Source organism: Sneathiella sedimenti, from assembly GCF_017313765.1.
GTDB lineage: Bacteria > Pseudomonadota > Alphaproteobacteria > Sneathiellales > Sneathiellaceae > Sneathiella > Sneathiella sedimenti.
The window spans coordinates 318224-338847 of the sequence record NZ_JAFLNC010000005.1 but is presented as its reverse complement, the minus strand read 5'-3'; the positions used below and the strand labels follow the sequence as shown (position 1 = coordinate 338847).

At 53.7% G+C, this 20624-nt stretch carries 23 protein-coding genes and 1 tRNA gene; 4 read left to right on the top strand and 20 right to left on the bottom strand.

Features of this window, described 5'->3' with window-relative positions; genetic code table 11:
- Positions 1–7: 7 nt before the first annotated feature.
- From pcaF to J0X12_RS15640, 11 genes are all read right to left on the bottom strand, one after another.
- On the bottom strand, positions 8–1210 hold the full coding sequence (pcaF, locus tag J0X12_RS15690) for a 3-oxoadipyl-CoA thiolase (RefSeq protein ID WP_207047376.1): 1203 nt from the start codon (positions 1208–1210) through the stop codon (positions 8–10).
- On the bottom strand, positions 1207–1671 hold the full coding sequence (paaI, locus tag J0X12_RS15685) for a hydroxyphenylacetyl-CoA thioesterase PaaI (protein ID WP_207047375.1): 465 nt from the start codon (positions 1669–1671) through the stop codon (positions 1207–1209). Before paaI ends, pcaF begins: the two co-directional genes overlap by 4 nt.
- A 1-nt stretch (position 1672) precedes the next feature.
- Positions 1673–2455: an enoyl-CoA hydratase gene (locus J0X12_RS15680; protein WP_207047374.1), complete on the bottom strand. Its 783-nt coding sequence runs from the start codon at positions 2453–2455 to the stop codon at positions 1673–1675.
- A 162-nt stretch (positions 2456–2617) separates the two neighbouring features.
- The gene (locus tag J0X12_RS15675; protein ID WP_288900596.1) at positions 2618–3649 is read right to left on the bottom strand and encodes a GGDEF domain-containing protein; all 1032 of its coding nucleotides are present in this window, start codon (positions 3647–3649) and stop codon (positions 2618–2620) included.
- A gap of 186 nt (positions 3650–3835) precedes the next feature.
- Complete coding sequence (locus J0X12_RS15670) at positions 3836–4537, bottom strand: ABC transporter ATP-binding protein (RefSeq protein WP_237688174.1); 702 nt, start codon at positions 4535–4537, stop codon at positions 3836–3838.
- A 1-nt stretch (position 4538) separates the two neighbouring features.
- A complete protein-coding gene (locus J0X12_RS15665; protein ID WP_207047371.1) occupies positions 4539–5291 on the bottom strand; it encodes an ABC transporter ATP-binding protein in 753 nt (250 codons plus the stop codon).
- Positions 5288–6280 (bottom strand): branched-chain amino acid ABC transporter permease, encoded by a 993-nt coding sequence (locus J0X12_RS15660; protein WP_207047370.1) that lies wholly within the window; start codon positions 6278–6280, stop codon positions 5288–5290. Before J0X12_RS15660 ends, J0X12_RS15665 begins: the two co-directional genes overlap by 4 nt.
- Positions 6277–7206: a branched-chain amino acid ABC transporter permease gene (locus J0X12_RS15655; RefSeq protein ID WP_207047369.1), complete on the bottom strand. Its 930-nt coding sequence runs from the start codon at positions 7204–7206 to the stop codon at positions 6277–6279. The genes J0X12_RS15660 and J0X12_RS15655 overlap by 4 nt, the downstream gene beginning before the upstream one ends.
- Positions 7207–7306: 100 nt before the next feature.
- Entirely contained in the window at positions 7307–8443 is a 1137-nt protein-coding gene (locus J0X12_RS15650) for an ABC transporter substrate-binding protein (protein ID WP_207047484.1), read from the bottom strand.
- Between the two features lie 173 nt (positions 8444–8616).
- A complete protein-coding gene (locus J0X12_RS15645; protein ID WP_207047368.1) occupies positions 8617–8859 on the bottom strand; it encodes an Lrp/AsnC ligand binding domain-containing protein in 243 nt (80 codons plus the stop codon).
- Between the two features lie 133 nt (positions 8860–8992).
- On the bottom strand, positions 8993–10438 hold the full coding sequence (locus J0X12_RS15640) for a DEAD/DEAH box helicase (protein ID WP_207047367.1): 1446 nt from the start codon (positions 10436–10438) through the stop codon (positions 8993–8995).
- A gap of 246 nt (positions 10439–10684) precedes the next feature.
- Between J0X12_RS15640 and J0X12_RS15635 the strand changes: the two genes are divergently transcribed.
- The gene (locus J0X12_RS15635; protein ID WP_207047366.1) at positions 10685–11392 is read left to right on the top strand and encodes an alpha/beta fold hydrolase; all 708 of its coding nucleotides are present in this window, start codon (positions 10685–10687) and stop codon (positions 11390–11392) included.
- An 8-nt stretch (positions 11393–11400) separates the two neighbouring features.
- Here J0X12_RS15635 and parE read toward each other — a convergent pair whose 3' ends face one another.
- A complete protein-coding gene (gene parE, locus J0X12_RS15630; protein WP_207047365.1) occupies positions 11401–13362 on the bottom strand; it encodes a DNA topoisomerase IV subunit B in 1962 nt (653 codons plus the stop codon).
- Positions 13363–13478: 116 nt separating this feature from the next.
- Between parE and J0X12_RS15625 the strand changes: the two genes are divergently transcribed.
- Entirely contained in the window at positions 13479–13853 is a 375-nt protein-coding gene (locus J0X12_RS15625; RefSeq protein WP_207047364.1) for an acyl-CoA thioesterase, read from the top strand.
- Positions 13854–13946: 93 nt separating this feature from the next.
- Here J0X12_RS15625 and glnA read toward each other — a convergent pair whose 3' ends face one another.
- The 5 genes from glnA to J0X12_RS15600 form a co-directional block, all read right to left on the bottom strand.
- Complete coding sequence (gene glnA, locus J0X12_RS15620) at positions 13947–15350, bottom strand: type I glutamate--ammonia ligase (protein WP_207047363.1); 1404 nt, start codon at positions 15348–15350, stop codon at positions 13947–13949.
- 70 nt (positions 15351–15420) lie between these two features.
- Positions 15421–15759, bottom strand: coding sequence for a P-II family nitrogen regulator (locus J0X12_RS15615; protein ID WP_161315108.1), 339 nt, complete (start codon positions 15757–15759; stop codon positions 15421–15423).
- Between the two features lie 195 nt (positions 15760–15954).
- On the bottom strand, positions 15955–16272 hold the full coding sequence (locus J0X12_RS15610) for a DUF3253 domain-containing protein (protein WP_207047362.1): 318 nt from the start codon (positions 16270–16272) through the stop codon (positions 15955–15957).
- Between the two features lie 81 nt (positions 16273–16353).
- The gene (locus J0X12_RS15605; protein WP_273543435.1) at positions 16354–16557 is read right to left on the bottom strand and encodes a SlyX family protein; all 204 of its coding nucleotides are present in this window, start codon (positions 16555–16557) and stop codon (positions 16354–16356) included.
- Between the two features lie 7 nt (positions 16558–16564).
- Entirely contained in the window at positions 16565–17734 is a 1170-nt protein-coding gene (locus tag J0X12_RS15600) for a pyridoxal phosphate-dependent aminotransferase (RefSeq protein ID WP_207047360.1), read from the bottom strand.
- Positions 17735–17914: 180 nt separating this feature from the next.
- Between J0X12_RS15600 and J0X12_RS15595 the strand changes: the two genes are divergently transcribed.
- Together J0X12_RS15595 and J0X12_RS15590 are read left to right on the top strand one after the other, a co-directional pair.
- Positions 17915–19084: an aminotransferase gene (locus J0X12_RS15595; protein ID WP_207047359.1), complete on the top strand. Its 1170-nt coding sequence runs from the start codon at positions 17915–17917 to the stop codon at positions 19082–19084.
- 50 nt (positions 19085–19134) lie between these two features.
- Positions 19135–19211: transfer RNA gene (locus tag J0X12_RS15590), tRNA-His, on the top strand.
- A gap of 56 nt (positions 19212–19267) precedes the next feature.
- On the opposite strand, the gene J0X12_RS15585 is transcribed toward J0X12_RS15590, so the two are convergent.
- The 3 genes from J0X12_RS15585 to J0X12_RS15575 form a co-directional block, all read right to left on the bottom strand.
- Positions 19268–19732, bottom strand: coding sequence for a carboxymuconolactone decarboxylase family protein (locus tag J0X12_RS15585; RefSeq protein ID WP_207047358.1), 465 nt, complete (start codon positions 19730–19732; stop codon positions 19268–19270).
- A 19-nt stretch (positions 19733–19751) separates the two neighbouring features.
- Positions 19752–20258 carry an RrF2 family transcriptional regulator gene (locus J0X12_RS15580; RefSeq protein ID WP_207047357.1) on the bottom strand — a complete coding sequence of 169 codons (507 nt, stop codon included), beginning with the start codon at positions 20256–20258 and terminating at the stop codon, positions 19752–19754.
- Positions 20259–20349: 91 nt separating this feature from the next.
- Complete coding sequence (locus J0X12_RS15575) at positions 20350–20601, bottom strand: PGPGW domain-containing protein (protein ID WP_207047356.1); 252 nt, start codon at positions 20599–20601, stop codon at positions 20350–20352.
- Positions 20602–20624: the final 23 nt, after the last annotated feature.

The window sequence follows — 20624 nt, the reverse complement described above, 5'->3', positions numbered from 1 at the left end:
ATAGTCGTCAGACTCTCTCGATGACGGTGGCGATCCCCTGGCCAACACCGATACACATGGTGCAAAGCGCATAGCGTCCACCGGTGCGGTGCAACTGATACATCGCCGTTGTCAGCAGCCGTGCGCCGGACATGCCGAGCGGATGGCCAAGAGCAATCGCGCCGCCCAGCGGATTGACGCGAGGGTCATCATCTTTAAGGCCAAGCTCGCGCATGACGGCGAGGCCCTGTGCGGCAAAAGCCTCGTTGAGTTCAATCACATCCATGTCATCCATGGTGAGCCCGAGACGAGACAGCAGCTTCTGGCTGGCGGGTGCGGGACCGATTCCCATAATCCGCGGTGGTACGCCGGCTGTCGCCGCGCCGAGGATACGCGCTTTTGCGGTCAGGCCATATTCCTCTATTGCCTCATCGGAGGCGAGCAGGATCGCGCAGGCGCCATCATTGACACCTGACGCATTCCCGGCGGTAACGGAGCCGCCTGCCCGGAATGGCGCCTTAAGGGCAGCGAGTTTTTCGATGCTCGTTGCGCGGGGATGTTCGTCCTTGTCGACGATGATCGGGTCGCCCTTGCGCTGCGGGATTTGGACCGGAATGATTTCATCATTGAAGGAGCCATTGGCTTGTGCCGCGGCTGCTTTTTCCTGACTGCGGAGGGCAAACAGATCCTGATCCTCGCGCCGGATCTGATAATCCTCCGCCACATTTTCTGCCGTTTCGGGCATGGAATCGATGCCGTACTGATCCTTCATCTTCTTGTTGACGAAGCGCCAGCCGATGGTGGTATCGAAAATCTCGGCATTGCGCGAGAAGGGCGTCGTTGCCTTGCCCATGACGAACGGTGCACGGCTCATGCTTTCCACGCCGCCGGAAATGCCGAGATTGGCTTCGCCGGTCATAATCTGGCGGGCGATCGTTGCCGTGGCGTCCATGCCGGAGCCGCAGAGGCGGTTTATCGTGGCGCCACCGACACTTTCGGGCAACCCCGCGAGCAGGGCACTCATACGGGCAACATTGCGGTTATCCTCTCCCGCCTGGTTCGCATTGCCATAGATGACATCATCGACCTTTTCCCAGTTGACGGACGGATTGCGGTCCATCAGGGCCTTGATCGGGATCGCCCCAAGGTCATCAGGGCGGACAGCAGACAGGCTGCCGCCATAACGGCCAATCGGGGTTCGAACTGCATCACAGATATACGCGTTTTTCATTTTTCTTTTCTTTCATTAAGACCCGGGATCATTTGTCCCCTTATGGTGTGAGAGTTGCCGCGAAAAAAGGCGACGGTTTCACCGTTTTCATCGTGAACGGTAATATCATAAAGTCCGGTCCGGCCGGTCCGTGCAATTTCGCTCGCCGTTGCCGTCAGAAGCGTATTCAACGGTGTTGGCTGGATAAAATTGATCTGGGCGGCCTGCGCGACTGTATTCTGGTTGTAACTGTTGCAGGCATAGGCAAAGGCGGTATCGGCTAGGGTGAAGATATAGCCACCATGGCAGATATGATGACCATTCAGCATATAGTCCGTCACCCGCATGGTCATCACGGCCCGGCCGGGGCCAATCTCTTTCAGGGCAATCCCGATATGCTGCGCCGCTGTATCCTTGCGGTACATGGTTTCGCCAACGGTTCTGGCAATATCGGCGGCATTCAGCCCGTCGTTTCCGGACATCCTAGCGGCCCTTGAAATTGGCTTTCCGTTTGCCAAGGAAGGCGGAGACTCCTTCGATAAAGTCTTCCGTCCGGCTTGCCTTCTGCTGGAAATCCCGTTCCACTTTCAACTGCGCTTCAAGGTCATTTGCAAGACTGGCATTCATTGCCTGCTTGATATAGGCATACCCCTTCGTCGGTCCTGCCGCCAGTTTAGCCGCGAGGGCCTCCGCCGCGGGCATCAGCTCGTCATCCTCATAGGTTTTCCATATCAGGCCCATTTTCTCCGCCTCTTCGGCCGGAAGCTTATCGCCCAGCATTGCTAGGCCCATTGCCTTGCCCGTTCCGACAAGGCGAGGGAGAAAGTAGGTGCTGCCCGCATCCGGTACCAGCCCGATATGGCAGAAGGCCTGAAGGAAATACGCGGATTTTGCGGCCAGCACGATATCACAGGAGAGCGCAAGGCTCATGCTCGCGCCGGCGGCGATGCCGTTGACAGCCGCAATAACAGGTTTTTCCAGATTCCTGACAAACAGGATCAGCGGATTGTAATTTTTTTCCAGTGTTTCCCCGGCATCAAGGACACCTCCGGACGCACTGCTTGAGGAAAGATCGGCGCCGGCGCCGAAGGCCCTGCCTTCGCCGGTGATCAGAACGGCGCGCACATCGTCGCCTTCAAGAACGGGCATGATGGACCGAAGTTCCTCATGCATCTCGTCGCTAAAGGAGTTGAGTTTATCGGGACGGTTCAGCGTTATCCTGGCAACGCCGTCCTTTATATCGAATTTAATCGTTGCGTATGTCATTAGGTCCCGCACTTTGTTGTTTTTTTGAGAGTGTATATCCAACAAGATTAGTCGAATAGCAGCGGGGAGAACAGGATTTTCTCTAGCATCTGAAAATTAGGCGACGCAAGAATTCACATTGTAACACCTATCTCGTAGGTGTCTCTGGGTAAGGATTGGGTCTTAAAAATCGGTACTGGATTGAAGATGCTTTACGCAGTTTCGTCCGGCATTTTTCGCGGAATAGAGCGCCTGGTCCGCCCGATTGATAAAGGCGGTCGGATCTTCCGAATTTGTATACGCCGTAACACCGAATGACATGGTGATTTTTCCGACATCCTTTTTTGTCGATCTTTGAATCAGTCTTTTTGCCGCAATGGCCATTCGCAGGTCGTTAGCGAGATTGACAGCATCTGCAAGGTCGGTCGCCGGAAGGATCACACTGAATTCTTCACCGCCGTATCTTGCGGCCAATGCATTTTTCCCTATGCCTTTTGCCAAGGTAGACGCGACAAGCTTGATGACCTGATCCCCAAATGTATGACCGTGGAGGTCATTGAATTGCTTAAAATGATCAATATCTGCCATCAGAAGGCACAAGTTTGATTTGTTTTCACGTGCGACCGCTATCTCCCTTGATAACACGCTATCAAAACTTTTACGGTTTGGAATGCCAGTTAGGGAGTCGGTATAGGCTTCTCTTTGGACATGCTGGAGGCGCCGTTTCAGTTCCGCTATTTCGCGCGAAGCAAAATCAAGGCCTTTATAGAGGGAAGAGGTATTGTCAGACATTGAATTCGTCTGGGAGACAATTTCATTAATAATGTCCTGCAGATCCTGCCCGTTCATCCCTTCGGCTTTAAGCGCAAAATCATTTAGCTGTTCACCGTAGGTCGAAAAATCCGCCGTTGTTCTTTTCAGGTTGCCCATTACATTGTCCATTGATTTCTGGACCAGGCGATTGGTTTCCTGGACAATCCGCCCTTCTTTTTCACGGGTAAAGAACAGTTTGAAAAGTTCAACTCCCATATTTTCGGAATATTTGCCGTTCTTTGCCAACAGCTCGTTGAGCGCCCGAGTTAAATCCGGATTAGTTTCCTGCAAATACTCAAACCAGACAGCATAATTATGGGGTGTCGGTCGAATGCCTTGTTCTTCGATCAGGGCAAGTGTCTTTTTGGCTATGACACGTACTTTCCGATAATCCTCCGTCACTGCCAAAGCATCAAGCCTCCATATTAATTGCGGATTTTCCCAAGAATGGTATTTTGTCAGTATAAAATATTATTGGCGACGTATAATTAAAAAAAATATTCTGAAATGTAAATATAATAGATAGAAAGCGTGAAAATTTTCTAAACTTGTGGGTGCTATATTTCTAAATATAATTATAGATTACCCTTATATGCCTAAATACTGTTGTTTCGCCGTCTGGTCTTCAAGCAGTCTTTGAGACGTTCCCTCCCAGACAACGGATCCTTTCTCAATGATGTAATGTCTGTCGGCAATCTCGGCGAGAGCCTGGATATTTTTATCGATAACAAGAATGGACTGACCTTCGTCTTTCAAGTTGCGAAGACAACGCCAGATTTCCTGCCGGATGAGGGGCGCCAGTCCTTCCGTCGCTTCATCGAGCAGCAGAAGTTCCGGGTTTGTCATCAGGGCTCGGGCGATGGCGAGCATTTGCTGTTCGCCGCCGGAAATCTGATTGCCCATGCTGCTTTTTCGTTCGCGGAGTTTGGGAAACATTTTCCAGATGGACTCAAGATCCCAGCGTCCCTTGCCGCCGGGACCCGCATTGGCGGTCGCGACGAGGTTTTCCTCCACACTCAGGTTTGGTGATACCAGCCGGCCTTCCGGCACCAGGCCAATTCCCAGCCGCGCGATCCGGTATGGGGATTGGGAGGTAATATCTTTTTTCTTGAACCTGATGGTTCCCTGCCGGGCCGGCGTGAGTCCCATGATCGAGCGGATAGTGGTTGTCTTGCCCATCCCATTGCGGCCCATGAGGGTGACGACCTCGCCGTCTTTCACGGTCAGGGACATGTTGAACAACACCTGGCTTTGGCCATAAAAACTGTCGATGGCATTCACTTCCAACATGCTAGGCCTCCTCACCAAGATAGGCTTGCCGGACGTCCTCGTTGTTACGGATTTCATCAGGCGTTCCGGTGGCGATGGCCCGTCCATATACAAGGACACTGATCCTGTCCGCCAGACTGAAGACAGCATCCATGTCATGCTCGATCAAAAGGATGGTATAGCGGTTTTTCAACTCTAGAAGATGTTCAATTAGCGTCTCGCTGTCTTCTTTTGACATCCCCGCCATAGGTTCGTCGAGTAACAGCAGTTTGGGTTTGGTTGCCAGGGCTACCGCAATTTCAAGTTGACGCTGTTCCCCGTGGCTGAGGCTGGAGGTGACTGTGTGGGCCCGTTGCTCTAGCCCCATATGCTGGAGAATGGTCAGGGCGGGCTCTGTCAAATTTGTATCATTATTGATTTTTTTCCAGAAACGAAAGGAGTGTCCGCTATGGGCCTGAACGGCGAGGCAGACATTCTCCAGTACCGTGAAATTCTGAAAAAGTGAGGTAATCTGAAACGACCGTGCAAGTCCGATATGGGAACGGCCGGGCTCCGACACTCGCTTTAGATTCTGACCGGCAAATATCACCCGTCCGGCATCAGACCGTATTTCACCGGTGAGCTGCTTGATCAAGGTCGTCTTGCCGGCGCCATTCGGGCCGATAATCGCGTGCAGTTCCCCCTGACGCACCGTCAGGGACAGATCATCCGTGGCAAGCAGCCCGTCATACCGTTTGACCAGATTTTCAACGATCAGGAGGTCTGGTGTCGTCATGAGCCCTTCCTTGCACCGGGTAAGAAGCTGTCCACGCCGTTTCGGGCGTAAAGCACGACCAGGATAAGAAGGGGACCGAACAACAGTTGCCAATATTCACCGACGCGGAGTCCCCCAACTGTAAGCGGGATTGATGAGAGAAGCTCCTCCAGCATCAGGAAGGCCAGCGCACCGTATAAAGGGCCAAACAGGCTCGCCATCCCGCCCAGCAGGATCATGATGATCAGGTCGCCCGATCGCGTCCAGTGCATCACATCGGGGCTGACAAAATCATTGAGGTTGGCCATGAGAAATCCGGCATATCCGGCAATCGCCCCCGCGATAACAAAAGCCGTCAGGCGGTACTTGTAGGGGGAAAAGCCAATTGCGCGCATGCGTGCCTCGTTAGACTTACTCCCCCGGATAACGTTCCCGAAGGCCGAGCCGACCAGCCGATGCATCAGATAGAGGACGACGAGCAGGGAGACATATATCAGGTAGTAGAGGCTTTTTTCGTCATTCAGGTCGATCAGGCCCAGCATGTCACTCCGGGAGTAGATCGACAGCCCATCGTCCGCGCCATAGGTTTCAACGCCAACAGCGGTGAAATACAACATCTGGGAAAAGGCCATCGTTATCATGATGAAATAGACCCCGCGGGTCCGGAGGCTGATCGCGCCGATGATAAGGGCAATCACTGCCGACCCAAGAATTGCCGCAACAAGCTGGACATAGCCGTTCAGCATCCAGTCAATCCCATCCTCGAACGCATGAAACGCGCCGATGCCGACCACATAGGCGCCGACACCGATATAGGCGGCGTGCCCAAAACTCACCATGCCGCCATATCCGATCAGCAGATTTAGGCTTAAGGCCGCGATCGCGAGAATAAGAATACGGGCGACCAGCCCGGTATAGAAGCTGTCGCCGACCCAGTCCGTCAGGAAGGGCAGGGCGGCCAGGAAAACGAGGAGGGCGGAGTTTATCACTTGGCGGGAAGACAAGCTCATCGGCCAACTCCCTTCGGCGGAAACAGTCCTTGCGGCTTGATCGCCAGGACCAGCGCCATCAGAAGATAAATCATCATTGAGGAAATGGCCGGGGCTGCCGTTGCTGCTGTCTGGGACGGTAAAATAAGATCCAGTATCTCTGGCAGGAAGGAGCGGCCGACCGTGTCAATCAGACCGATCAGGATGGCTGCAATAAAGGCCCCCTTGATAGACCCGATTCCGCCGATAACGATCACGACGAGGGTCAGGATCAGGATGCCCTCACCCATGCCGATCTCGACCGAGAGGATAGGCCCCGCCATTAATCCGGCAAGGCCGGCCAGTGCCGCGCCGAGGCCGAAGACAAGCGTGAAAAGTAGGCGGATGTTAATGCCCAGTGCGCCGATCATCTCGCGATTGCTCGCACCGGCGCGGATCAACATGCCGAGCTTCGTCCGGGAGACTATCAGATACAGCAGTCCGGCGATCAGAAAGCCGACAATAATGATCGCCAGCCGGAAGGCGGGGTAGGGCGCGCCGGGGATTATCTCCACTGTCTGGTTGAGAAAGTCCGGGAGCGGGATGACCAGGCCGATCGGGCCCCAGATCAGGCGTGTTGCCTCATTGAAAAAGAGGATCAGGCCAAATGTCGCCATTACCTGATCCAGATGGTCGCGGGCGTAGAGGGTGCGCAGGGCAACTACCTCGACGATGATGCCGAGTAAAAAGACCGCAGGCAAAGTGAGGAGGGCACCCAGCAGGAAGGACCCGGTCCATCCCGTGAAGGTCGCACAGAAATACGCGCCCATCATATAGAGCGAGCCATGGGCAAGGTTCACCATATCCATAATACCGAAGACGAGCGTGAGACCCGCCGCCAGCAGAAAGAGGAGCAGGCCAAGCTGGAACCCGTTCAATATCTGTTCCAGCAGTAATAACCAGTTCATCGATTAGCCTTACCGTGTCGCTTTGTTTGGCATGTGAAAAAAAGTGCGCAGATCATGACGATTTACGCACCTTTTTCAGTGTTGGAAAACGCAAATGGGATTACTTCATTTTGCATTCTTTAGCATATGTATCCTGATGGTCTTCATAGACTGTAGAAACAATTTTCGTTGTGTACTGTCCCTTATCATCCTTGACGACCTGCCGCAGATAGAAATTCTGGATAGGAATATTGTTATTCCCGAATTTCAGCTTGCCGCGGACACTTTCAAACTCGGCGGCCTTGAGCGCTGCCCGGACAGCATCCTTGTTGCTCAGGTCCCCCTTGACCTTTTCCACTGCGCTGTTGATCAGCATGATCGAGTCATAGGATTGCGCGGCGTAATGGCTCGGGTAATGGCCGTATTTCGCTATGAAGTCGCCGACGAAGCGCTTGTTGGCCGGAGTGTCGAGGTCCGGAGACCAGAACATGGTCATCAGGCTGCCTTCTGCCTGTTCGCCAATGCGGGGCAGGCTGATCGAGTCGATCGTGAAGGTCGTATAGAGAGGTACGGATGTTGCCAGATCGGCCTGGGCATACTGGGCCATGAACTGTGCGCCATGTTTACCCGGATAGAAGACGAAGAGTGCATCCGGCTTTGCAGCCCGAACCTTGGCCAATTCAGCAGAGAAGTCGAGCTGGGCCGGGAATTTCGTCATATCCTTGCCGACGATCTCGCCCTTGAATGTCCGTTCAACGCCGGTCACCATATTCTTGCCCGCCGCGTAGTTGGGGGCCATGATATACAGCCGCTTGACGCCGCGCTGGTTCAGCACCTCGCCCATGGCCATCGGTGTCTGGTCATTCTGCCAGGAGGTCGAGAAAAAGTTTTCATGGCAGAGCTTGCCGGCAAGCGCGCTCGGGCCCGCATTCGAACTGATCAGGAATGTCCCGCTGTCTACGGCACTTTTATAGGACGCCATCAGTACATGGCTCCAGATATAGCCGGCGATAAAGTCGACATTGTCCTTCTTGACCAGCTTATCGGTTTTCTGCTTGCCGATTTCCGGCTTGAAGCCGTCATCTTCATAAATGACGTCGATATCGCGTCCTGCCATCTTGCCCCCAAGATGAATGACAGCAAGATCCACCGCCTCGCGCATATCCTTGCCGATCGCGCCAGCGCCGGTTGTCAAGGTGGTGACAAATCCTATTTTAACGGGATCCGCGGCGTTTGCCATGGCTGGCACCGCCATCATGGCGGCCGCAGAAATCAGGCTGATAAATTTCTTTTTCACAATGTAGTCTCCCTGTGCAGTCTCAGAAACGGTTGTCCCGCTCTACTCCCTAAAGCGATCTATAGATTAAGTAATTTTGACAGGCGCGCAAAGGAAATGTTTTCCGGCGCCGTATCCTGAGTCGATTGAAAAGATTAACTGAATGCCTTGAATGTGATCATGGTGAAGGTATCTTTTATGCCCGGCAGGGTCTGAATCTGTTCGTTGACGAAATGCCCGATGTCCTGGTCATCATCGAGATAGCATTTCATCATCAGGTCGTATTTTCCGGAAATGGAATAAACCTCTGAGACCTGCTCTACATTTTCGACGCCTTCTGCCGCAACATCATATGCCTTGCCGAGTTCACATTTCACCATGATAAAAATCGTTTTCAAGAGAAGCCACCTTTCCCGCAGCGTCGCTACTGCTCATGTTCTGGCATGTAAAACTTGCTGAATACTACAAATTACACAATTGTATGAAAACAAAAAAGGCTTCCTTTTTCAGGAAGCCCGGTGCGAAGAATGATTATTTCTGCGCCGTCTTTCGCAAGGGAATTTTGAAGAAGGCCGGAACGTTGTCTCCGAGTCCGACGACCGGGGTATCCTGATCGTCATTTGCCTGATGGTGCGAACGGCGGGGCTTTTTGTCCCTGGTCTTCTCGTCCTTTGCCTTTGCGTCGGAACCACTTGCCTCATTCTTCTTTGAAGGGGCTTTTTCGTCCCGGGGAGCACTCTTGCGCGGAGGTCTTGCCGAGCCCGAATCCTCACTCTTGCGCCGACGACCCTTCTTTTCACCGTGTCCCGAGTTTTTCTCACGTTCTGCGATGGCAGCAGCTTCCTCGGCGACTTCTTCCATGCCGTCAAGGGTGATGATCGGAAGGTCCCGGCCTACCAGTTTCTGGATCCCGTCCAGATACTTGGTCTCGCTTTTCGTGACGATCGTGTAGGCGTGGCCTTCCTGACCCGCGCGTCCCGTTCTCCCGATGCGATGAATGTAATCTTCAGAATGGGTCGGAACGTCAAAGTTGAACACATGGCTGACGGAGCTGACATCGATTCCGCGGGCAGCAACATCGGAGCAAACGAGCAATTTGATCTCGCCGCTTTTGAACTTGTCGAGCGTTTCCATGCGATGGCTCTGGCTCATGTCGCCGTGCAGCGCGCCGGCATTAAAGCCATGCTTGGTCAGGGAGCCGAGAAGAATATCCACATCTTTCTTGCGGTTGCAGAAAATAAAGGCGTTCTTCACTTTTTCCTGTTTAAGAAGCTTGCGCAAAGCCGGACGCTTTTCCGCCTTCTGCACCAAAAGCAGGCCCTGAGTCACCGTAGCTGCGGTTGATGTCGGTGGGGAGACGGCCACTTCCTTCGGGTTGAGAAGGAACTTGTCCGCAAGTTTCCGCATTTCCTTCGACATGGTGGCGGAGAAAAAGAGCGTCTGGCGAAGCGGCGGCAATAGGGAGACGATCCGCTCAACGTCTGGAATGAATCCCATGTCCATCATCCGGTCGGCTTCGTCGATCACCAGGGTTTTCACGCCATTGAGGAGAACCTTGCCGCGTTCAACATGATCGAGAAGGCGACCCGGCGTTGCAATCAGCACGTCCACACCCTTGTCGAGCTTGCTATCCTGATCCGCGAATGACATGCCGCCAATAAGAAGCGCCATGGAGAGTTTGCTGTATTTACCGTAAACTTCAAAATTGTCCGCGACCTGCGCCGCGAGTTCCCGCGTTGGTTCCAGGATCAGGGAGCGCGGCATCCGTGCTTTCGCCTGACCAGAGGCGAGAATATCAATCATCGGAAGGGTGAAGCTTGCCGTCTTGCCGGTGCCGGTTTGCGCCGTACCCAGAACATCACGCCCCATCAATACATAGGGAATGGCTTTTTCCTGAATAGGCGTCGGATTTTCGTAACCGGTTTCCTCAACCGCTTTCAACACTTCGGGGCTAAGGCCGAGATCTACAAATTTCATATAGAGAGAACTACCGTTCGTAAAAAAAATAAAATCATCTTAAAACTGTGCGCAATCTAGTGAATATGCGCATTCTGTCAAATGATTCCTGCGATTTGCCCAGTAAAACCGGGCATGCAGCAGGAGTATTACACCAAATATGCTGTATTTTAAAGTTAACGGTTCTCAAGCTGAAATCCAATCTGTAAAAGAAAGACTGAGCCAAGAACCGAAAATCTCCACCAAATTACAGCAAAGCGCGCAAAAATGACAGAAAAACATTCACTTGTTCTTGTTCCGGGGCTGTTGTGCACGGCGGATTTGTGGCGCGACCAGATCAGTGCGCTCTCCGATATCGCCGAAATTACCATCGGGGATCATACGCAGGACGACAGCATGTCGGCAATTGCCCGCCGAATACTTGACGCAGCGCCAGAGAAGTTTGCGCTCGCCGGATTGTCAATGGGCGGTTATATCGCTTTGGAGATAATGCGTCACGCGCCTGAGCGGGTAACACATCTGGCCATCATGGATTCGCGCGCCGTGGCGGACACGCCGGAGGAACGCCAGAAGAGGATCGATTTCATTAAGCTGGTGGAGCAGGGCTCTGCGTTCAAGGGTGTGACCCGTAGCCTTCTGCCAATCCTGATCCATGAATCGCGACTGGAAGACGAAGAGCTTGTCGCCCGTATTTTCAAAATGGCCGAAGATGTCGGAAAGGACGCTTTCCTTCGTCAGGAACGCGCTTCGTTGGATCGCATCGCACTATGGGATGTTCTAAAAACAATCACTTGCCCGACAATGGTTTTGTCGGGCGCTGATGACAAGTTGACCCCGGCAAAAATCCAGCGGGAAATGGCCGTCGAAATCCCGACAGCGCAATATGTCGAAATCCCCAATTGCGGTCATCTGCCAACCATGGAAGAGCCGGAGATGACCAGCAAATATATGCGTCACTGGCTCGCCCGGACGTAAAACGGCGATTAAACGTCCAGATCCTCGACATAGCGGGCATTTTCCTGGATGAAGGAGAAGCGGAGTTCCGGCCGCTTACCCATCAGGCTTTCAACGCGATCGGCAGTTTCCCCGAATTCCTCCATCGGCACATCAACCTTGAGAAGGACCCGCTTCGCCGGGTTCATGGTTGTTTCCTTCAACTGTGCTGGCGGCATTTCACCTAGGCCCTTAAAGCGGCTGATATCGACCTTGCCGCGGCCATTGAATTCAGTTTCCATGAGTTTGTCTTTATGAGTGTCATCCATGGCGTAGAAGGTTTTCCCCCCCTGCGAGAGCCGGTAGAGCGGCGGCTGTGCCAGATAGAGATGGCCGTCAGTGATCAACTGGCGCATCTCACGATAGAAGAACGTCATGAGTAGGGAGGCGATATGGGCGCCGTCGACATCGGCATCCGTCATGATGATGACTTTGTCGTAGCGCAGATCTTCGCTTCTGTATTTTTCGCGCAGGCCGCAGCCGAGCGCCTGTACCAGGTCTTTTAATTCCTGATTAGCCTTGATCTTGTCATTAGTGGCGGAGGCGACATTGAGAATTTTACCGCGGAGCGGCAGAATTGCCTGTGTCTTGCGGTCGCGCCCCTGCTTGGCGGAACCACCGGCGCTGTCGCCCTCGACGATGAAAATCTCGGTGCCGTCGCGTCCGCTCTTGCTGCAATCGGCGAGCTTGCCGGGCAGGCGCAGGCGGCTGGTCGCGGTCTTGCGGCTCGTTTCTTTTTCCTGGCGGCGGCGAAGGCGCTCTTCAGACTTTTCGATCACCCAAGCAAGCAGGTTGTTCGCCTGATCCGGGGCGGCCGCAAGCCAGTTGTCAAAGTGATCCTTAATGGCGAGATCGACAAGGCGGCTCGCCTCCGTCGTGGTCAGCTTTTCCTTCGTCTGCCCCTGGAATTGCGGGTCGGGAATAAAGACGGAAAGGACAGCCGCGGCGCCGGAGAGGATATCTTCAGCCGTAATCTGTGCCGCTTTCTTGTTGTTGATCAGTTCCCCATAGGCTTTGAGCCCGCGCAACAGCGCGCCCCGAAAGCCGAGTTCATGGGTGCCTCCCTCCGGCGTCGGGACGGTATTACAATAGGAGTTGAGAAAGGTCATATTCGTCAGCGGCCAGGCAATGGCCCATTCGACGCGACCCCGGTCATTGTCAATCTCGACGCGACCGGCAAAAGGTTCCTGGGTAACGGACTTGATGCCGTCGAGAGACGCACTCAGAAAATCGCGCAAGCCTCCCGGAAAGTGCAGCGTTGCCTCGGCCGGTGTCTCATCCTTGATTAATTCCTCGTCGCATTTCCAGCGAATTTCAACACCGCGAAACAGGTAGGCTTTTGAGCGAACCAGCTTGTATAGCTTTGCCGGGCGAAGGGCCGTGCCGGCTTCAAATATCTCCGGGTCGGGGTGAAACTGGACGGAAGTGCCGCGTCGATTTGGCGCGGCCCCGACCTTCGCGAGCGCCGTCACGGGAACGCCCTTGGAAAACTCCTGTCGCCACAGCTCTTTGTCGCGGGCAACCTCAACCGTCATACGGTCGGACAGGGCATTGACGACCGAAATGCCGACGCCATGCAAGCCGCCTGCTGTGTGGTATACCTTGTTGGAGAATTTACCCCCTGAATGGAGCGTTGTCAGAATGACTTCAAGGGCGGACTTGTCCTTGAACTTGGGATGCCGATCAATGGGAATGCCCCGGCCGTTGTCCCGGATGCTGAGTGAGCCGTCTGCAAACAGCTCCACCTCAATGCGTGTCGCATGGCCAGCCACGGCCTCATCCATCGAATTATCCAGGACCTCGGCCGCCAGGTGATGGCGCGCCCGTTCATCCGTACCACCGATATACATACCTGGTCGTAACCGGACCGGTTCCAGTCCTTCAAGGACCTCGATGTCTTTGGCGGAGTAATCTGCACTTTCGGATTTTGGTTGCTGAAAAAGATCGGACATTAAGACAATTCACTGACTGTTTTGAAACGTTGCACGCATTAAAATTTGTTCGCCCCACGGGCTGAATCTGTATAGGTTATACTCTTAATCTACAGTGATAAGGAAGCCTAAAGATCATGAGTATCGAATTCCGTGACCCCGTAATCCGTACCGCGCCAATGCCCAGTGATTGTAACAACAATGGCGATATTTTTGGTGGCTGGGTTTTGTCTCAAATGGACATGGCGGGCGGCATCATGGCGGCGCGTCGGGCGAAGGGGCGTACTGTTACGGTCGCAGTCGAGGCCATGACCTTTCACCAGCCGATCAAGGTTGGCGATGTCGTCAGTATCTATGGCGAGATCGAGAGGGTGGGGCGGACTTCCGTTGCCGTGAAACTAACAACTATCGTCACGCGGAAACTGGACCCTGAAGAGATAAAAGTCACGGAAGGTATTTATGTCTTCGTGGCCATTGACGATAACGGCAAGCCGCGACCCGTTGACCAGTAATCGCGCTATGGCCGACATGTCATAGCTTTAGCCAGTTGAAATGAAAAAGGCTGCCAGTTTCCTGGCAGCCTTTTTCATTGTTATATGTGGCGCTTAGACGCTGTAGTACATATCGAACTCGACCGGATGCGGCGCATGTTCGAATTTGAACACATCTTCCCACTTCATCGCGATATAACCATCAAGCATATCGTCGGTGAAAACGCCGCCTTTTTTCAGGAACTCGCGGTCCGCATCAAGAGCTTCGAGCGCTTCACGGAGGGAGCCACAAACCGTCGGGATGTCTTTCAACTCTTCCGGCGGCAGGTCGTAAAGATCCTTGTCCATGGCATCGCCCGGATGGATCTTGTTCTGGATACCGTCAAGGCCCGCCATCATCATCGCGGCGAAGGCGAGGTATGGGTTGGCCGTGCAATCGGGGAAGCGGACTTCAACGCGTTTGCCGTTCGGGCTTGGAGAGTACGGAATACGGCAGGAAGCAGAACGGTTGCGCGCGGAATAGGCGAGTAGGACCGGCGCTTCAAAGCCCGGGATCAGCCGTTTGTAGGAGTTGGTGCTCGCATTGGTAAAGGCATTGATCGCCTTCGCGTGCTTGATGACGCCGCCAATATAGTAGAGCGCCGACTCGGACAGATCAGCATAGCCGGAACCGGCGAATGTCGGTTTGCCGCCTTTCCAGATGGACATATGCGTGTGCATGCCTGATCCGTTGTCGCCGGAAACTGGTTTCGGCATAAAGGTGACGGTTTTGCCATAGGCATGGGCAATGTTGTGAACAACATACTTCTGCTTCTGCATTTCGTCAGCGGCCTTAACAAGAGTCGTGAACTTCATACCCAGCTCATGCTGGCTAGGCGCCACTTCATGATGATGCTTTTCAACGGAAAGGCCCATTTCCTTACAGACGGTTACCATTTCGCTCCGAATGTCTGCGCCGCTATCAATGGGCTGAACCGGGAAATAGCCGCCCTTGACGCGCGGACGATGGCCTGAGTTGCCGCCTTCAATTTCCGCCCCGGTCATGGTCGCTGATTCCACGTCATCAAGCTTGTAGAAAGTGTGGTGACTGCTGTTTTCGAACTGGACATTGTCAAACATGAAGAACTCGGCTTCCGGACCGAAATAGGCGGTATCACCGATGCCTGTGCTGGCAAGATAGGCTTCCGCTTTTTTGGCAACGGAGCGCGGATCGCGTTCATAGCTTTCGCCGCTGAGCGGATCGAGAATGTCGCAGAAGACAATCAGTGTCGGCCGCGCTGCGAAGGGATCCATGACAGCCGAGGAGGCGTCAGGCATTAGGGTCATGTCTGACTCATTGATGGCCTTCCACCCTGTGATGGATGAACCGTCGAACATCACGCCGTCTTCGAACATATCTTCGTCAACAACATCTACATGCATAGCGAGATGCTGCCATTTACCTTTCGGGTCGGTAAAACGAAGATCTACATATTCGACTTCATTTTCCTTAATCATTTTAAGAACATCAGCAGCCATTTTAACGTCTCTCTGTATAACTATTCAGGGGTAAATTCAGTCGCCGCCCGTTCGCCGGGCTGCGTATTATTCAGATCGCTTCAGAGCCTTTTTCGCCCGTCCGGATACGAATTACTTCTTCCACGGTGGAGACGAATATCTTGCCGTCTCCGATCCGCCCAGTTCTGGCAGCCTGCTGAATGGCTTCAAGTGCCCGCTCAACCAGCGAATCTTCCAGAACGATCTCGATTTTTACCTTGGGCAGGAAATCCACCACATACTCCGCGCCTCGATAGAGCTCCGTATGGCCTTTCTGGCGGCCAAAGCCCTTAGCTTCAGTGACGGTAATTCCCTGAAGCCCGACTTCATGAAGAGCTTCCTTCACTTCATCGAGTTTGAACGGTTTAATAATCGCTTCAATTTTTTTCATATGGCAGGTCTCATATTGTAGATGTCATATCTTCCAAGGTGTCTATGACCATTCTATAGCATGAGGCGTGCCAGAATTGGGAAGTAATATTGTCGCACGCGAGAGTCGCAAAAAACTGCGAATTCTTGTGGAGTTAGCGCCGCCGTGTGCAGGCTGGTCAAAAAATAGGCGATTAAAAAATAGGCATATGACTATTTATTGATCAGTTGTGACCTTGCGTAATTTATAGAGACCCTTAAGCTTATTCGGATCGGCGATTTCACCTTTGCGGATGATATGCAGGCGACCATCACGGGCGAGATGGATGGCTTGTTGGCGAACTGCCGTCATGTATTTCCGCCAAACATCCTTTGGGGCGGACGGTTTCGCGCGGTCGTTGGCAATAGTCTGGGCAATTTCCTGCGGCGACACCTCTGTACCGGCGTCGACCGCCCGAAGGATATAGTCCACGATCGGATCATCCTCTGCTATAGGTTTTCCGGCATTGTCTGAATTGTTGGTCTCGTCGGTCATATCGTCTCCCAGATTTCAGGAAAAGGCGGTTCTATAGATACAGAATCAATAATGCAAGGATCGTGACAATTGCCCTCTCATTCAATAGTGCGGTGGCTTCTCATTTGTGGAGGGGGCAGGGACGGCATCCTCCAGAGAAATGATTCGCTCATGCGTATGCGAAAGCTTGCGCTTGAGCTGCTCAATCTCCTGCCACTGGCGATTGACGATATCGCTGAGTTCGGCAATCGCCTGGTCCTGCTCCATGAATTTGAGTTCCAAATCGGTTAAGCGCTTGTCCTCCATAGTCTAATCAAAGCCCTTTCAGAAAGGTATCGAAACGGTCCATGGCGCGCTCGATATTCTCTAGTGAGTTGGCATAGGAAAAGCGAACATATCCCTCGCCATAGGCGCCGAAGCTGGTACCGGCGATGACCGCCACCCCTTCTTCGTTGAGGAGCCGGTCCTGCATTTCCTTCGCCGAGAGACCCGTGCCCGATATATTGGGGAAGGCATAGAACGCGCCCTTCGGTATCACGCAGCTTACCCCCGGCGCGGCGTTGAGGCGCGCATGAATGAGTTTGCGGCGGGCGTCAAACGCCTCCATCATCATATCGACGGGCCCCTGATCGCCCTGAAGCGCCTCTATCCCGGCGAACTGTGCCGCAGCGTTGACGCAGGAATGAAAATTCACGCAGAGGCGTTGTGCATGTGGAACGAGCTTTTCAGGCCAGAGACCCCAACCCATCCGCCATCCGGTCATGGCATAGGTTTTTGACCAGCCGTCGAGAATGATCAGTCGATCCCGCAACTCGGGGAAATTCAGCATGCTGCAATGACCTTGGCCGTCATAGGTCATGCGGCTGTAAATTTCATCGGATAGAACATATACATCCGGGAAATCCTTGAGGCCCGCTGCGAGTTTCTCGAGTTCCGCCGCGGGCACGATGCCGCCGGTCGGGTTGGCCGGCGTATTCAGGATAATCAGCCGTGTCCGGTCCGTTATGTTTGAGAGCACCGTTTCCGCGTCGAAGGAAAAGCCGTTTTCCTCGATCAGGGGGATGGGAACCGGTGTCGCGCCGGTATAACGGATCATGCTTTCATAAATCGGGAAGCCGGGATTGGGATACATGATCTCCGCACCATCCTCTCCAAACATCTCGATGACGAAGGCCATGGTCACCTTGCCGCCCGGCACAACAATAATATGGTCGGGGTTGACGGTCACGTTACGATATTTGGCGATGTCCTCGGCCACAGCTTCACGGAGTTCCGGGATACCGTTCGCCGCCGTATAACCATGCGCGCCGTCCCGAAGGGCTTTGACAGCCGCTTCAACAATATTGTCCGGTGTCGGAAAATCCGGCTGGCCGATGCCGAGATTGATGATATCCATGCCGTTTGCCGCCAGGGCGTTGGCCCGCGCCAGCACGTCGAAGGCGGTCTCTGTCCCAAGTCGGGACATCTTCGCTGAAATACTCATGCACTTCCCTTTAGTACTTCTGGTTTTGTCCAAAGATATGCCGCGCTTTCGGGGCCGGGGCAAGGAAAGAATCCGTGTCTCAAGGGGATGCTTCAGCGGTGTCAGAATGGTTTCGCTTGATATTCGCGCTTAACCGGGCGTAATTTGTGCGCGCAATGAAATTCTGACAGGGACGGCCCAGTGAAAAATACCAGTAATGTTCTTGCCGGTTTCGGCACGACAATTTTTGAAGTCATGTCGAAACTCGCGATTGAGCATCAGGCGATTAATCTCGGGCAGGGATTCCCTGATCAGGACGGTCCTGCCGATATACGCGCCGTCGCCGCGCGAGAAGGAGAGGAAGGGCCGAACCAGTATCCGCCGATGATGGGCGTGCCGGAACTGCGCCAGGCCGTCGCCGAGCATGACAGCCGTTTCTATGGCCTGAGTGTCAATTGGCAGACGGATGTCCTGGTGACATCGGGCGCAACGGAATCCCTTGCTGCGAGTATGCTGGGCCTAATCAATCCGGGCGATGAGGTGGTCTTGTTCGAGCCCCTCTATGATTGCTACCTGCCGATGATCAAGCTCGCGGGCGGCATCCCGAAGTTTGTCCGTCTCGATCCGCCGAACTGGGAGATTGATGAGAGCAAGCTCCGGGCCGCGTTCAGTGACAAGACCAAGCTGATCCTGATGAACAGCCCGATGAACCCGACAGGCAAGGTGTTTAGTCGGGAAGAGCTGGAATTGATCGCGGAGCTGGCCATCAAGCATGACACCTACGCCATCTGTGATGAGGTGTATGAGCATATTGTTTTCGGAGACAGGAAGCATCTCTCCCTACTCACTCTGCCGGGCATGGGAGAGCGGACGGCGCGTATCGCGTCTGCCGGCAAGACATTTTCGCTGACTGGCTGGAAGGTAGGCTATCTTACGGCGACAGCAGAGCTGACCTCACGCATCGCCAAGGCGCATCAGTTCCTCACCTTCACGACAGCGCCGAATTTGCAAAAGGCTGTGGCCTACGGGCTCGCCAAGGAAGATGCCTTTTATGAGGATCTGAAAAATTCCATGCAGTCCAAACGCGACCGGTTCCGCGATGGACTCCAGCGGATCGGCTTCACGACAGCGGATTGTGACGGGACCTATTTCATCAACGCGGATATCAGCTCGATCGGCTTTGACGGCACCGATGAGGAGTTCTGCCGCCTGATCACGACGGAGGCCGGGGTTGCCGCCGTTCCGTTCAGCGCCTTTTATCAATCAGAAGGCGCCCGTACGAATTTTGCCCGCTTCTGCTTTTGCAAGAGGGACGAAGTACTTGATGCTGCGATTGAAAAATTGCAGGATTTTTTTGGGAAAAGAGACTAAAGTTTTCTTGACCGGCGTTGGCAGTATCGCTAAACAGGGCCGCTCTTACGGCGAACGTAGCTCAGTTGGTTAGAGCGCCTGACTGTGACTCAGGAGGTCGGGGGTTCAAGACCCCTCGTTCGCCCCAAATTCAGAAGCCCCGAAGTCTCACGATTTCGGGGCTTTTTTGTCTCCCATCAATTATTAGGAAGCTTTTCTGACCTCGTCGATTGGGTGCTGCGAGCGGAAGCCGACGGCGAGGCGGTTCCAGACGTTTATCGTGCTGATCGCGACCGTCAGGTCCATGATTTCCTTTTCCGTGAAATGATCTTTGAGCGGTTCATAGGCCGTACTCGGAGCGCCGGTGCTTGCCACATTCGTCAGTGCTTCCGTCCATTCCAGAACAGCCCGTTCCCGCTCATCAAAGAGGGGGGATTCCTGCCAGACACTGACGAGGTTGATCCACTGCTCGCTAAGGCCGCTGTGTCGCGCTTCTTTTGAGTGCATGTCCACGCAATAGGCGCAGCCGTTGATCTGCGACGCGCGCAGTTTGAGAAGATGAATAAGGTTGCGGTCCAAACCCGACATATTGACGACATAGTTCTCTAGCCCGAGGACGGCATTCAGCGCAGCGGGGGAGGCTTTGGCGTAGTTTAATCTCGATTGCAATTTAGTCTCCATTATTAAGTTAATTGTTGGTGGTCGAGTGGCGTTCGTTCAGGGTCAGAAATCGGCAGCCCCGTTCCATGATAGTTCCGTCATCGGTGGCGCGGAGGTCCGTAATGAGGTCGGCGATGGTTACCTTGCGCAGTTCCGCGCGATAGGCCTGCTCCGCGCGGAGCATTGCTACATTGATCCCGCAGGGTTTTACATATGTGCTTTCAGGGAGTGGGTTCGGTCCGCGCTGACGAATTTCCTGACAGCGGAAGGCCGGTTCGGACCCTTCCACGGCCAGCACGATATCGAGTAGGGAAATATCCTCCGGCGCACGGGCAAGGCGGTAGCCGCCTTTAGGGCCTGGAACCGTCTGTAAAATTCCGCGGCCGGAAAGGGCCTGCAGATGCTTTAGAAGATAGCTCGTGGAAACCCCGTGGAATTCGGCAAGAGCTGCGGCGGATAAAACTCCATCGTCCGAAAGTCCGCATAGCATGGTGACGCTGTGAATTGCCTGTTCTATGCCTGCACTAAGCTTCATGGGTGCCTCTCATTAATCATGGATAAAATATATCTATGATTAAAATAATGTCAATATGGAGAAGTGGGATCATTCAAAATAAGGTAGGAAATCAGTTCTTGTAGCTATCGCTGTTCTGTTTTGCGGACTCGCGCTTCTTTTGACGTTTCCCAAGCCATACATTGAGTTTCCTGCGCCAACGTCTGGCGAAGGCGTAATCTGTCGAGAGTACGAGCAGGCCGAGCGGAATCATCCAGAAACCGAGAACGGGGAGAAATCCTAAAATTCCGCCAATAACAAGCGCCCAGCCGACGATAAATCGGCCAACTTTGGTTTTCGGGTTTCGGAAGAGCTTTTTGGACATTCCCGATCATATGACGGTAAAAA